Here is a 13,100-nt window from a genome sequence, read left to right on the forward strand (position 1 = left end):
CTTAAAGGCAGCGAGCTTGGCGAATAAAAGGCAGGACCGGGTGAGCGCGCGGGCACGGCCCGTCACGTTTTTGAGGGCGTGATCGCGGTGGTGCAATGTTGGGGCAATGTTGATCCGGCGGGCGTGCCTGCCAGCGGCGGACATGGCCCTGGGGAGCATCCGATCGCACCTTGCAATCTTGGGGCAATTTTGCCGGACCAGATGCTGTGGCTCCTAACCACAACAGTCGACTCGGCCTGCAAAGGCCGGTCCGGGGCCCCGCAATGAATGATTTCGAAGAAGCCGCTCTCCGCCTCACGGCGATTGTGCGGCGGACGACCGCCTGTCTCGCCGCACTCGGTGCGATCATGGCGACTGCGCCATCAGTCTCGGCGCAGACCGCCTTCACGCTGCCAGCGCCGCCATTGGAGCTGCCGATGCTGCCCTCGCCGTCGGGAAACTGGACCGTCATGGTCGGTATCGGCGGCGAATACAGGCCCGAGTTCGTGGGATCGAACAACGGGAAGTTTCTTCCGATCCCGATCTTCTCCATCCGCCGCGCCGGATCGATCGACCAGTTTCGCGGACCGCGCGACAGCGCCAGCATCGCGCTGCTCGACATCGGCCATTTTCGCGCCGGCCCCGCGTTCAAATACGTCGCCTCAAGGAAGGCCGACAAATATGCCGAGCTGACCGGCCTTGGCAATGTCGACGCCGCCTATGAGCTCGGCGGCTTCGTGGAGTATTATCCGGTCGACTGGCTGCGCCTGCGCAGCGAGTTGCGCCAGGGCATGGGCGGCCATACCGGCACCGTCGCGGATGTATCTGCCGATGTCATCGTGCCGCTGATTCAAAGGCTGACGATCTCGGCCGGCCCGCGCTTCACCTGGAAGAGCACCAATGCCACTGCGCCGTATTTCGGCGTCGATGCCGTGCAGGCGCTGGCATCGGGGCTTCCAAGATACGATGCCAGAGGCGGTGCGCACTCGGTCGGTTTCGGCAGCCAGATCTCCTACCGCATCAATCCGCAGTGGGAGGTCCACGCCTATGTCGAGTACCAGAAGCTGCTCGGCGATGTCGCGGACAGCCCACTGGTGAAGCTGCGGGGATCCTCGAACCAGACCACCGTCGGTCTCGGTGCGTCCTATTCGTTCGATTTCAGGATCCGATAGACCATGCGCGGCAAGATCATCCTAACTCTCGCTTGCGCGATCGCCAGCGTCGCGCTCGGCGCCGCCGCGGCGTTCGAGACGCGTGCGAGCCGGCTCCAGGCGATCAAGACCGTCGGCATCATCTCGGCGATCGGCGAGGAGATCAGCCTGACGCGAGCCGGCCTGACCGGGCTCGACAACGCCGCGCAGACCGCCTCGATCGGCGCATGGGGGCTGGACGAGCTGATCGTCCAGCAGGCGACGAAGCTGCTGAGCGGACGGTTTCATGTGCAGCCGGTGAGCTACCGGCGCGCGGCCTTCGCCGCGATCAGGGATTCGGCGGTCGCGCCGGTCAATCTGCTGCGGAGCGACCCGTTCAAGGAGCTGGTTCGCAGCGATGTCACGCCGCAGGGACTGGACGCATATATCGTCATCACCCGGGCGAGATCGAAGCTTGGAAACGGCCGCAACGTCGAGGGCGTCGGGTTCGCCGAATATCGGACGCTGCTTGCGGATTACGGACTGATCCACGCCTTGTACGAGGTTCGCATCATCGAGGGCAAGTCGTTCGACGTGATCGAGAAGAGGGCGGCCGCGCCGCTCGACAACACTGGAACGGTACGGATCGCCGGCCCGAGCGGACCGATCGAAGCGACGTTCGAGGACGCGGGTTCGAGCGAACGGCTGCGTGCGGCGATCGCGAACCTCATCGTCCGAAGCCTGCCGCTCACGCTGGGCGACATGCACTTGATCGAGGGACAGTGACGGTTCTGTTTTGACGCGTTTTCTTGACGCGAACCGGGATCCACTTCGCTCGAAAACGCCTCAGGTCACCGGCGCGGGATTGAACAGCGTGAGGTCGTTGTGGATGCCCCAGCGGTCCGACCAGGGTTTGGTTCGGCCGCTGGCGACGTCGAGGATCAGGCGGAACAGGTCCCAGCCGGTCTCCTCGATGGTCTTCTCGCCGGTTGCGATCTTGCCGGCGTCGAAGTCGATCAGGTCTTTCCAGCGCCGCGCGAGCTCGCTGCGCGTCGCGACCTTGATCACCGGTGCTGCCGCAAGGCCATAGGGCGTGCCACGGCCGGTGGTGAAAACTTGCAACGTCATGCCCGAGGCGAGCTGCAGCGTGCCGCAGATGAAGTCGGAGGCCGGCGTCGCGGCGAACAGCATGCCCTTCTGCGTCGCCTTCTCGCCGGGCGAGAGCACGCCGGTGATCGCGCTCGAGCCGGACTTGACGATCGAGCCGAGCGATTTCTCCACGATGTTGGCAAGGCCGCCCTTCTTGTTGCCGGGCGTGGTGTTGGCGCTGCGGTCGGCGCCGCCGCGGGCGAGATAGGAATCGTACCAAGCCATCTCGCGCACCAGCGCGCGGCCGACGTCCTCGTTGATGGCGCGGCGGGTGAGCAGCTGGATCGCGTCGCGCACTTCAGTCACTTCCGAGAACATCACGGTCGCGCCGGCGCGCACCAGGAGGTCCGCGGCGAAGCCGACGGCGGGATTGGCAGTGACGCCAGAGAAGGCATCGCTGCCGCCGCATTGCAGCCCGATGACAAGATCAGATGCCGGGCAGGTCTCGCGCTTGCGCGTGTTGAGCACCTTCAGCCGCGCCTCGGCCTGGATCATGATCGCCTCAACGATGGCGCCGAAGCCGTCGAAAGCCTCGTCCTGCATTCGCACGATGGCGTCACCGACGCCTTCCGGCACCAGGCGTTCGGGCGCGAGCTTCTCGCAGCCGAGGCCGATCACCAGAATCTCCCCGCCGAAATTCGGGTTGAGCGCGAGGTTCTGCAGGGTGCGGATCGGCACCACCGCGTCGGGCGCGGTGATGGCGACGCCGCAGCCATAGGCGTGCGTCAGCGGCACGACGTCATCCACGTTCGGATATTTCGGCAGCAGCTCGGCGCGGATGCGCTTCACCGCATATTCCATCGTGCCCTTGACGCATTGCACGGAGGAGGAGATGCCGAGGATGTTCTTGGTGCCGACCGAACCGTCCGGATTGCGGTAGCCCTCGAAGGTGAAGCCTTCGAGCGGCGGCAGCGGTGCGGGGACGGCGGTCGAGATTTCGAGCTTGTCGAGGGCAGGGGCCTCCGGCATGCGGATGCGCGCCTCGTCCACCCATTCGCCGGCCAGGATCGGCGACAGCGCGTAGCCGATGATCTCGCCATAGCGGACGATCGGTTCGCCTTCCGCGATGTCGACCAGCGCGGTCTTGTGTCCCTGCGGCACGAAGGCGCGCAACGTCAGGCCGCTGGCAAAGCGCGCGCCGGCGGGGAGCCCGAAATCATTGACCACGATCGCGACATTGTCGCGCTCGTTGAGCTTGATGTAGCGGGGCTGCTCTTTCGCTGCGACGTCCTGGTCCATCTGCACTTGCCTCAGAAGTCGTAGGGTGGGCAAAGGCGCAACGCGCCGTGCCCACCGTCCTCACACCGAGCGTAAGCGGTGGGCACGCTTCGCTTTGCCCACCCTTACGATATCTCAGCCCGGATTGGTGTAAGCCGTCTTCACCGTGGTGTAGAACTCGCGCGCGTAGGAGCCCTGCTCGCGGGCGCCGTAGCTCGAGCCCTTGCGGCCGCCGAACGGCACGTGATAGTCGACGCCGGCGGTCGGCAGATTGACCATCACCATGCCGGACTCGCTGTTGCGCTTGTAATGCGAGGCGTATTTCAGGCTGGTGGTGCAGATGCCGGAGGCGAGGCCGAACTCGGTATCGTTGGAGATGGCGAGCGCCTCTTCGTAATTCTTCGCACGAATGACGGCGGCGACCGGGCCAAAAATCTCCTCACGCGCGATGCGCATGTTGTTGTTGGCTTCGGTGAACAGCGCCGGCTGGAGATAGTGGCCGGGATTCTCGCGCTTTAGCAGCTCGCCGCCGAAGGCGAGCTTGGCGCCTTCGTCCTGGCCGATCTTGATGTAGCGGAGGTCCTGGTCGAGCTGGTTCTGGTCCACCACGGGGCCGATATGCACGCCGGCCTTGAGCGCATCGTCCACCGACAGGCTGTTCAGACGCTCGGCCATGGCGGCGACGAAGCGGTCGTGGATGCCCTCGGTAACGATCAGGCGGGACGAGGCGGTGCAGCGCTGGCCAGTCGAGAAATAGGCGCCGTTGACGGCGACCTCGACGGCAGTCTTGAGGTCGGCGTCGTCGAGCACCACCAGCGGGTTCTTGCCGCCCATCTCGAGCTGGAACTTCTTCATGGGGTTCGAGAGCACGCAGGCCTGCGCGATCTTGCGTCCCGTCTGCACCGAGCCGGTGAAGGAGATCGCGGCGACGTCCGGATGCTCGAGCAGGGTCTGGCCGACCACCGAGCCGGAGCCGACGACGAGGTTGAACACGCCCGCGGGAATGCCGGAGCGGGTGATGATCTCGGACAGCGCATGCGCCGAGCCGGGCACCAGCTCGGCCGGCTTGAACACCACGGTGTTGCCGTAGCAGAGCGCAGGCGCGATCTTCCAGGCGGGGATCGCGATCGGGAAATTCCAGGGCGTGATCATGCCGACGACGCCGACCGGCTCACGGGTGAGCTCGACGTCGAGGCCGGGACGCACCGAGGCGCCCTTCTCGCCGATCAGGCGCAGCGCTTCGCCGGCGAAGAACGCGAAGATCTGGCCGGCGCGGGCGACCTCGCCGATGCCTTCGGGGAGGGTCTTGCCTTCCTCGCGCGCGAGCAGGCGGCCGAGCTCTTCCTTACGGGCGAGGATTTCGGTCGAGATCTTGTTGAGCGCGTCATAGCGCGCCTGCGGGGTCGACTGTGCCCAGGCGGGGAAGGCGGCCTTCGCGGCGGCGATCGCCTTCTCGGTCTGCGCCTTGTCGGCCTTGGCGTATTCGCCGACGAGATCGTTGGTGTTGGAGGGATTGATGTTCCTGGTGACGCCGGAGCCGTCGACCCATTCGCCGCCGATGAAGTTCTTCAGGATCGCTGTCATCTTTTTCCTCCAGGGGAACGTTTCTAACGCACGAGGCAGGGACGCTTGTCGTCAAACGTCCAGCCGGGGATCAAGTCCTGCATGGCCATAGCGTCATCCCGCCCCCCAAGTCCATGCTTCTTGTAGAGCTCGTGCGCGGCCTCGATGGCGGAGCGGTCGATCTCGATGCCGAGGCCCGGGCTATCAGGGACGGCGATCTTGCCACCCTTGATCTGGAGCGGCTCCTTCGTCAGCGCTTGACCGTCCTGCCAGATCCAGTGGGTGTCGATCGCGGTGACCTTGCCGGGGGCGGCGGCGCCGACATGGGTGAACATGGCAAGCGAAATGTCGAAATGGTTGTTGGAGTGCGAGCCCCAGGTCAGGCCGTTGTCACGGCAGGTCTGGGCCACGCGCACCGAGCCTTGCATGGTCCAGAAATGGGGATCGGCCAAAGGGATGTCCACGGCCCCGAGCCGCAGCGCATGGGAGAGCTGCCGCCAGTCCGTGGCGATCATGTTGGTGGCGGTCGGCAGGCCGGTGGCGCGGCGGAACTCGGCCATGATCTCGCGGCCGGAGAAGCCGGCCTCGGCGCCGCAGGGGTCCTCGGCATAAGCGAGGATGCCATGCATGCCCTTGCAGAGGCTGATCGCCTCATCGAGCGACCAGGCGCCGTTGGGGTCCAGCGTGACGCGCGCGCTGGGGAAGCGTTTTGCGATTGCGGTAACCGCCTCGATCTCCTGCTCGCCGCGGAGCACGCCGCCCTTGAGCTTGAAGTCGGCGAAGCCGTAATGGTCGTGGGTCGCCTCCGCAAGCCGCACCACGGCCTCTGGCGTCATCGCCTCCTGGTGGCGGAGGTTGAACCAGTCGGGCTTGGCGGTCTCGCCAGTGACGTAGTCGAGCTTCGACTTACGGCGGTCGCCAACGAAGAAGAGATAGCCGAGCGTCTCGACGCTGGTGCGCTGCTGGCCTTCGCCAAGCAGTGCTGCGACGGGCAGTCCGAGATGCTGGCCGAGCAGGTCGAGCAGCGCGGATTCGATCGCGGTGACCGCATGGATCATCACGCGAAGATCAAAGGTCTGCTTGCCGCGTCCGCCGACGTCGCGGTCGGCGAAGGCGGTACGGATATCGGCGAGGATGTTGTTCATCGCGCCGACCGTCTTTCCGATCACGAGGTCGCGCGCGTCCTGGAGCGTCTGCCAGATCTTCTGCCCGCCCGGCACCTCGCCGACGCCGGTGTGGCCGGCATTGTCGGTGAGGATGACGATGTTGCGGGTGAAGAACGGCGCATGCGCGCCGCTCAGGTTGAGGAGCATGCTGTCGCGGCCAGCGACCGGGATCACCTGCATCGCCGTGATAACAGGTGCTCCGGCGACTGACGCGCCGGAAATCTCAGTCTGGGCCATCGCAGGCTCCTCCCTGTCGTCTTGCTATTCTGCAGCTTGTTGTGACGATCGTGCGGCGGGCAGCTTCTGCACCAGTGCGGTTAGCTCCGCCATCTCCTGCTCGGTGAGATCGGTCAGCGGCGGACGGACGGGGCCGGAATCGCGGCCGATCACCTTCATGCCGGCCTTGATGATCGAGACCGCGTAACCCTTCTTGCGGTTGCGGATCGCGATCAGCGGCAGGATGAAATCCTTCAGGCCGGCCTGGATCGTGGCGTGGTCGCGCTTGCGCACCGCGGCGTAGAAGTTGGTGGCGAATTCCGGCACGAAGTTGAACACGGCCGAGGAATAGGTCGTCACGCCCATGTCGAGATAGGGCAGCGCGAAGGTCTCGGCGGTCGGCAGGCCGCCGACATAGGTGAGACGATCGCCGAGCTTGGTGTAGACGCGGGTCATCAGCTCGATGTCGCCGATGCCGTCCTTGTAGCCGACGAGGTTGGGGCAGCGCTCGGCAAGGCGCGCGAGCGTGTCGGGCTGGAGGATGGCGTTGTCACGGTTATAGACGATGACGCCGATCTTCACGGCGGCGCAGACCGCCTCGACATGGGCGGCAAGGCCTTCCTGCTCGGAATGGGTGAGGTAGGGCGGCAGCAGCAGGAGGCCGTCGGCGCCGGCCTTTTCCGCACCGATGGCGATCTCGCGGGCGATCGCGGTGCCGTAGCCGGTGCCGGCGAGCACGGGCACGCGGCCCTTGGTCTCGTCGACGGCGACCTTCACGACCTGCGGAACTTCTGATGGCGTCAGCGAGAAGAACTCGCCGGTGCCGCCCGCGGCGAACAGGCCTGCGACGTCAAAACCGCACAGCCAGTCCATGTTGGCGCGATAGGTCGCCTCGTCGAAGGAGTAGTCCGCCCTGAACGGCGTGACGGGGAAGGACAGGAGGCCCGATCCGATCTTCTGGGCCATTTCCTGCGGGGTCATCTTGCTCATGGGCGCTCCCTTCTCGTGTTGCGGAGGACGCAAGCAGAGGCCGCACGTCCATGCGCCGTGGTTTAGGAGACCGTTCGATGCGCGTCCAAGCCAAAGCCTATATCGACCGATGCGGATTGAGCATCAATCCTCCGCCACCTCCGCGGAGGACAATTCGCCGGCGATCTTGACGAGCGCCGACAGCAGCGGGTTCTCGTCCTCGCGCCGCCACACCATGAACAGCTCGACCGGAACGCGCGTGCGCAGCTTCAGCGGACGCAGGCGGACGTCGGAGATCTTCAGGCTCGCCGCTGCCGCCGGTACGATGGCGAGGCCGAGGCCGGCGCGCACCATCGCGAGGATCGAGTGGATCTGGCTGAGATGCTGGACGTAGCGCGGCAGCACGTCGGCGCGGGTGAACAGCGCCACCAGGAGATCGTGGAAGTAGCGGCTCTCATAGGGCGAGTACATCACGAAGGGCTGGTCGTCGAAATCCTTGATGGTGATGCCGTCGGCATTCGCCAGCGGATGCTTCTTCGGGATCGCCGCGAGCAGCGGCTCGGCGACGACGCGGCGGCTGGCAAGCTCGGGCCGCGCGATCGGCGGCCGCAGCAGGCCGGCATCGATCTGGCCAGAAGTCAGAGCCTCGAACTGATCGCCCGATACCATCTCCTTCAGAGAGAAATCGACCTCCGGCAGCTTGGCGCGGCAGGCGGCGATGAGTTCGGGCAGGAATCCATAGGCCGCGGCCGCGGTGAAGCCGACCTTCAGCGAGCCGGTCTTGCCGAGCGCGATGCGGCGGGCCACCTGCGAAGCGCTTTCGGCAAGCTTGAGGATGCGTCGCGCCTCCGGCAGGAAGCTGCGCCCGGCCGGGGTGAGGCGCACCGAGCGGCTGGTGCGCTCCAAGAGCGGCGCGTCGATGATGTGCTCGAGCACCTGGATCTGCCGGGACAGCGGCGGCTGCGTCATGTTGAGCCGCACGGCGGCGCGGCCGAAGTGCAATTCCTCCGCCACCGTGACGAAACAGCGGAGCTGGTTGAGGTCGAACATCGATACATGCCTTAGATGAATAAGGCGTTTCCCCGGCACTTCTAGCATCGATCACCCCCAAAACAAAGACGGCGGCCTTGTGGGCCGCCGTTGAGTTGCCTGGTCAAGCTCCCATGGGAGCCCTCAGGAGGAACAGGCTGACGCGAGACCGCCTCACGTCCGCTGCGGACGCCACTGCGCTCATCACGCGCCACTCTTAGGCCTCGGCCGTTTGCCCGACACGAGTCCTAGAGGTGCGCGCGGCGAAGTGTCCAAGTTCAAGGCAGTATCGATCGATGCTGTTTTTGGATCGATGGAACGGCGAAGTGGGGGATGATCGGTGTTGGGAAACCCTATCAAACCACCGCTGTCATTCCCCGCGAAGGCGGGGAATCCAGTACGCAGCGGCGTCTCGATTCAATCACTGCTGTCACGGAGTACTGGATCGCCCGGTCAAGCCGGGCGATGACGGTGAGTGTGTGGAGACAGCGCAGCTATTGCTGCGCGCTGGGCAGCAGCTGCGGCAGCAGTCCGCGCGTCACGTTCGGCGGCACGGCGTCGAGACCGAGCACGGCGCTCGCCGCCGGCAGCGCCGCATCGGCCATCGCGGCATGGCCCTCGGCGCTCGGATGCACCGCGCCGCCATAGACGGCGGAGAGCACGCCCCAGGTCGCATCGTGGATGTCGGTCGGCTGGCTCGCCGCCGGCAGGCCCTGCGGATAGGTCATCGCGGCGAAATAGCTGTCATTGGCGTCGCGGACCCAGCGCGCGCGGGGCAGGTAGGCGCGGTACTCCGAGGCGCCGCGGCCGCACAGCATCGGCTGGCTCGCCGCGCTGACGATGTCGGGATCGAAGCTCTGGCCGTTCGCGGCAAAGCAGCTGCGGTCGAATTCGGGATCGTTGCCGGAACGGGCGCAGAAGCCGTGCTCGGCGAACGCGGCCTGGTGCGCATCGACGAAGGTCATGCGGTCGGCTTCGGGATCGCGGCACAGCGCACCGCGGGTGCAGGTGGCGAGCCCCTTCAGCTGCGGCAGGAATTCGCTGTCGACGAAGGCGGAGACGCGGGAAAGGCGCTGCGGATCGGCATTGAAGGACGGGTGGATGTCAAAGCCGGCCCGGCCGCCGCGGCAGGGCGCGCCGCCGTCGGCGAGCGCAGGGTTGGCATAGGAGACATAGACCACGTGCGAGAGGTCGCCGCCGACCAGCGGCTTCAGCGCCTCGCGCAGCTTGACGAAATTCTGCGGCAGCTCGCGCTGGAGCGCATCGCGGGAATCGTCGACGCTCGCCAACACGCCGGAGCGGCGGAACAGCGCGCGCTCGGTCGCGGTTTCGACGATGACGTCGGCGACGAGGCCGGAGAAATAGACGTCGTTGGCACCGACCGAGAGCAGCACGAGATCGAGCGTGCGATCGGGCTGGCGCTTCTTCGCCGCGGTGACGGCTTCCCGCAGCTCGGCGACCTGCGCGTTCACGCTGGTGTTGCAGACGCCGGTCTTGCCGGGCGGGCATTCGCGGGCGCGCTGCGAGCCGAGCAGCCCGTCGCCGATGCTCGCGCCGGTGCAGGCGAGCGGCAGGAAGGTCACGGCGATGTGGGTGTAGCGCACCGCGAGCGCCAGCGCGGTGCGCGCCTGATAGCTGTAGAGCGATCGATGGCACGGCGCATTGAACCAGAGCGCGCTGTAGCGCTGCCAGTTGGCGAGCGTATCCGGCGCCTCGCAGGCGCGGCCGCCCTTGAAGCCGTGGCGGCTCGGCCGGTAGTACTGCGCGCCGGCGGTGCCGAGATAGGAGCGGAAGCAGAAGCCTTCGTCCGACAGCGCCAGCGGCCGGTCCGGATTGCCTTCGCCGGAGGCGATGCTGTCGCCGAGACCTGCGATGAAGATGTCGCGGACCTGGATCTCGGTCTGGATCCGCTGGGTCGGATCGGAGCCGGCCGAGACATCGACGGTCGCAACCGTCGGCTTGCCGTAGCGGACGCGCAAATTGATCGGCTCGGCGCAGTCGAAGGTCGAGCTCTGCGGGCCATCGCCGTCATCGAATGACCAGGCGCAGGTGGCGCCGACCGGCACCGCGCCGGTCAGGCGCACCGTCACGGGATGGTCGATCGGCGTGATGTAGTTCTCTTTGACATTGTCGCGGGTGCAGGGCTGGTTGACCCGGCCCTGCAGGTCGATGCAGAGCCGGTTGACCATGTTGCGGGCCCAGCCGCGGCCCTCGCTCTGGAGCTCCAGGGACTGTTCGGCGGCCAGAATGCTGCGGTTGCGCGCGTTCTCGACATGGAGCAGGAAGTCGCGCTCCTCGCGGAATAGCCGGAAGCGGTTACGCACCTCCCAGCTGATCTGCATGCTGCCGGCGTCCTGCGCGGCGGCGCGCTCGGGCAAAGCGAGAAGGCCGGCAAGCAGCACGGCGCCTGCCGAGAGGGTGCGAAGGAATACGGAAATCATGGCCCGCGTTTTCAACGGCAAAGTTGAGGCGGAAATAAGAGAGGATTGCGCGCCTGCCCGCAACTTTTGCCTGATGATTCCGAGGGGCCTTGATTGCCGGCGGCGGCTTGATTGCCGGCGGCGCCTTGGGCGGCTCAGCGCTTGCCGGCCTGCCGCAGCAGCCGTTCGCGCTCCATCGGCGTCACCTCCTTGGGCAGGTTGGCCTGCGCGCAGGCTTCCGCCAGCCGCCGCCGCTCCTGCCACGGCGCGACCACATTCGTCCAAAGCTCGCGCGTGCCCATGATGGAGATGGCAAGGCCGAACGGGATCACGAAATAGAGAATACGGAACACCAGCAGCGTGGCCAGAAGCTCCTCGCGGCCGAACTGGGGCAGCGCCACGAGCATGGCGGCATCGAACACGCCGATCGAGCCCGGCGCGTGGCTGGCAAAGCCGATCAGGGTCGCCAGGATGAACACGACCGCGAGCGACATGAAGTCGATCGGCGGGTTGGCCGGCATCAAGAGGTACATTGCCGTGGCGCAGAAGCCGAGATCGACGACGCCGATCAGGATCTGCACCAAAGTCAGCGGCGCCGAGGGCAGCACCACCTTCCAGCCCTTCTGGCCGAGCTCACGGCGCTTCTCGCCCATGCAGAGCCAGACCAGATACGCGCCGATCGATGCGAGACCGCCGACGGCGATCAACCGGTTGAGCGAGGAGGGCAGCTGATCCATCGAGGAGGCCGCGTCCGGATGGATGGCCATGCCGATCGAGAGCACGAAGATGTTACCGAGCCAGAAGGTCAGGCCGGACAGGAAGCAGATCTTCGCGACGTCGATCGCGTTCAGTCCGTAGTCCGAATAGATCCGGAAACGGATCGCGCCGCCGGTGAAGACCGTGGCGCCGATGTTGTGCCCGATCGAATAGGACGTGAAGCTGGACAGCGCCGCGATGCGATAGGGCACGTGCTTCTTGCCGATCGTTCGCAGCGCAAAATAGTCGTAGAAGGTCAGCGTACAGAACGCGAAGAAGACGCAGATCGCCGCCAGCCCGATGTTGCCGCGGGGAATCTCCGTCAACGCGGTCAGGATGACCCCGGTATCGATGCCCTTGAGCGTCCGCACCAGCGTCGTGATCGCAAACGCGATGATGAAGATGCTCGCGGCGACGCCGAGCCGTCGCCAGCCGATCCATCTATTGAAGCCGCGTTTCAACGCGGGCAGCAGTCCGTGCATTCATCCTCCCGGCGGGGGGCAAGACCGACCGGGCCAGACATTGGCCGGTCGGGTGCGATCACGGCCAAAAGGCAGGCATCGATCGCTAGGCATGATCCAGCTCATTTAAGGCAAAATCAGCGGCTTGTGCAGCCCTTGACAACAATAGGTTCTGCGTTCGGCGGGCAACTTTGTCATACGCGGTTCATATCGGCGGCGCGTTAAGCATATGAGTCGCGAAACCAGGCTCCATCCGCGCGCTCACCGTGCCGATACGATCTCAGATCCGGCGCCGTCCGCATTGTTCCAACGCAGAGCCGTATCGGCGTTTTTGGAACGTCGATGCCGCGTGGTCGTTAGCCTCCATCAGCAATCGAACATGGCGGAATACGCGGCTTTTTCGTGCAAGCCGGCGCCTCCGTGTTCCCAAGACCCGAGAGGATCGGAACGATGGGACTGTTCACAAAAGACATCAAGACCATGAACGACCTGTTCGTACATCAGCTCCAGGACATCTATTACGCCGAGCAGCAGCTCACCAAGGCGCTGCCGAAGATGGCGACCAAGGCCACTGATCCGCAGCTGAAACAGGGCTTTTTGACGCACCTCGAGGAAACCAAGCAGCACGTTGCGCGGCTCGAGGAGGTCTTCAAGATGCACGGCGTCCCCGTGAAGGCGGTCGACTGCCCGGCGATCGATGGCATCATCGAGGAAGCCGACGAGACCGCCGGCGAAGTCGCCGACAAGGCGGTGCTCGACGCGGCCCTGATCAATGCGGCGCAGGCCGCGGAGCATTACGAGATCGTCCGCTACGGCAGCCTGATCGCCTGGGCCAAGCAGCTCGGCCGCAACGATTGTGCGGCGGTGCTCGCCAAGACGCTCGAGGAGGAGAAGGCGACCGACCAGAAGCTGACGACACTCGCCGAGAGCAAGGTGAATCTGCGCGCGGCGAGCTGAGTAGAGGAAACTACGAGCGCCGCGCGACGGTCCGCGCGGCGCTTGTGCTTGTTCGCTTCCCGCTGCCGTGGTGCTGCTTCGGTGCGC

Annotated in this window: 10 protein-coding genes; 3 read left to right on the forward strand and 7 right to left on the reverse strand. The window is 65.7% G+C overall.

What is annotated here, in order from left to right; translation table 11 throughout:
- The first annotated feature begins 263 nt into the window (after positions 1 to 263).
- Positions 264 to 1,151: a MipA/OmpV family protein gene (locus I6F36_RS34845; RefSeq protein ID WP_225135897.1), complete on the forward strand. Its 888-nt coding sequence runs from the start codon at positions 264 to 266 to the stop codon at positions 1,149 to 1,151.
- Between the two features lie 3 nt (positions 1,152 to 1,154).
- Positions 1,155 to 1,895: a hypothetical protein gene (locus tag I6F36_RS34850; RefSeq protein ID WP_225114191.1), complete on the forward strand. Its 741-nt coding sequence runs from the start codon at positions 1,155 to 1,157 to the stop codon at positions 1,893 to 1,895.
- A gap of 60 nt (positions 1,896 to 1,955) precedes the next feature.
- Here I6F36_RS34850 and garD read toward each other — a convergent pair whose 3' ends face one another.
- The 7 genes from garD to I6F36_RS34885 form a co-directional block, all read right to left on the reverse strand.
- Positions 1,956 to 3,497, reverse strand: a complete 1,542-nt coding sequence (gene garD / locus I6F36_RS34855) for a galactarate dehydratase (protein WP_225135899.1) — start codon at positions 3,495 to 3,497, stop codon at positions 1,956 to 1,958.
- Positions 3,498 to 3,611: 114 nt separating this feature from the next.
- Positions 3,612 to 5,060, reverse strand: coding sequence for an aldehyde dehydrogenase family protein (locus I6F36_RS34860; RefSeq protein WP_036044516.1), 1,449 nt, complete (start codon positions 5,058 to 5,060; stop codon positions 3,612 to 3,614).
- Positions 5,061 to 5,083: 23 nt separating this feature from the next.
- Positions 5,084 to 6,442, reverse strand: a complete 1,359-nt coding sequence (gudD, locus tag I6F36_RS34865; RefSeq protein WP_225135901.1) for a glucarate dehydratase — start codon at positions 6,440 to 6,442, stop codon at positions 5,084 to 5,086.
- A 24-nt stretch (positions 6,443 to 6,466) separates the two neighbouring features.
- Positions 6,467 to 7,411, reverse strand: coding sequence for a 5-dehydro-4-deoxyglucarate dehydratase (gene kdgD, locus I6F36_RS34870; protein WP_225135903.1), 945 nt, complete (start codon positions 7,409 to 7,411; stop codon positions 6,467 to 6,469).
- A gap of 123 nt (positions 7,412 to 7,534) precedes the next feature.
- Positions 7,535 to 8,440 carry a LysR substrate-binding domain-containing protein gene (locus I6F36_RS34875; RefSeq protein WP_036015611.1) on the reverse strand — a complete coding sequence of 302 codons (906 nt, stop codon included), beginning with the start codon at positions 8,438 to 8,440 and terminating at the stop codon, positions 7,535 to 7,537.
- A gap of 473 nt (positions 8,441 to 8,913) precedes the next feature.
- Positions 8,914 to 10,860, reverse strand: a complete 1,947-nt coding sequence (locus I6F36_RS34880) for a hypothetical protein (protein WP_225135905.1) — start codon at positions 10,858 to 10,860, stop codon at positions 8,914 to 8,916.
- A 134-nt stretch (positions 10,861 to 10,994) separates the two neighbouring features.
- Positions 10,995 to 12,077, reverse strand: a complete 1,083-nt coding sequence (locus I6F36_RS34885; RefSeq protein WP_225173012.1) for a YbhN family protein — start codon at positions 12,075 to 12,077, stop codon at positions 10,995 to 10,997.
- A 429-nt stretch (positions 12,078 to 12,506) separates the two neighbouring features.
- Here I6F36_RS34885 and I6F36_RS34890 point away from each other — a divergent pair, with 429 nt between their 5' ends.
- Positions 12,507 to 13,013, forward strand: coding sequence for a ferritin-like domain-containing protein (locus I6F36_RS34890; protein WP_036015620.1), 507 nt, complete (start codon positions 12,507 to 12,509; stop codon positions 13,011 to 13,013).
- Positions 13,014 to 13,100: the final 87 nt, after the last annotated feature.

The sequence above is a fragment of the Bradyrhizobium sp. BRP19 genome, from assembly GCF_020194195.1.
Classification (GTDB): Bacteria; Pseudomonadota; Alphaproteobacteria; order Rhizobiales; family Xanthobacteraceae; genus Bradyrhizobium; species Bradyrhizobium yuanmingense.

Bases quoted from the DNA above. Each gene is read 5' to 3' on its own strand.
- I6F36_RS34845 (WP_225135897.1), top strand. From the start codon at position 264: ATGAATGATTTCGAAGAAGCCGCTCTCCGCCTCACGGCGATTGTGCGG.
- I6F36_RS34850 (WP_225114191.1), top strand. From the start codon at position 1,155: ATGCGCGGCAAGATCATCCTAACTCTCGCTTGCGCGATCGCCAGCGTC.
- garD (WP_225135899.1), bottom strand. From the start codon at position 3,497: ATGGACCAGGACGTCGCAGCGAAAGAGCAGCCCCGCTACATCAAGCTC.
- I6F36_RS34860 (WP_036044516.1), bottom strand. From the start codon at position 5,060: ATGACAGCGATCCTGAAGAACTTCATCGGCGGCGAATGGGTCGACGGC.
- gudD (WP_225135901.1), bottom strand. From the start codon at position 6,442: ATGGCCCAGACTGAGATTTCCGGCGCGTCAGTCGCCGGAGCACCTGTT.
- kdgD (WP_225135903.1), bottom strand. From the start codon at position 7,411: ATGAGCAAGATGACCCCGCAGGAAATGGCCCAGAAGATCGGATCGGGC.
- I6F36_RS34875 (WP_036015611.1), bottom strand. From the start codon at position 8,440: ATGTTCGACCTCAACCAGCTCCGCTGTTTCGTCACGGTGGCGGAGGAA.
- I6F36_RS34880 (WP_225135905.1), bottom strand. From the start codon at position 10,860: ATGATTTCCGTATTCCTTCGCACCCTCTCGGCAGGCGCCGTGCTGCTT.
- I6F36_RS34885 (WP_225173012.1), bottom strand. From the start codon at position 12,077: ATGCACGGACTGCTGCCCGCGTTGAAACGCGGCTTCAATAGATGGATC.
- I6F36_RS34890 (WP_036015620.1), top strand. From the start codon at position 12,507: ATGGGACTGTTCACAAAAGACATCAAGACCATGAACGACCTGTTCGTA.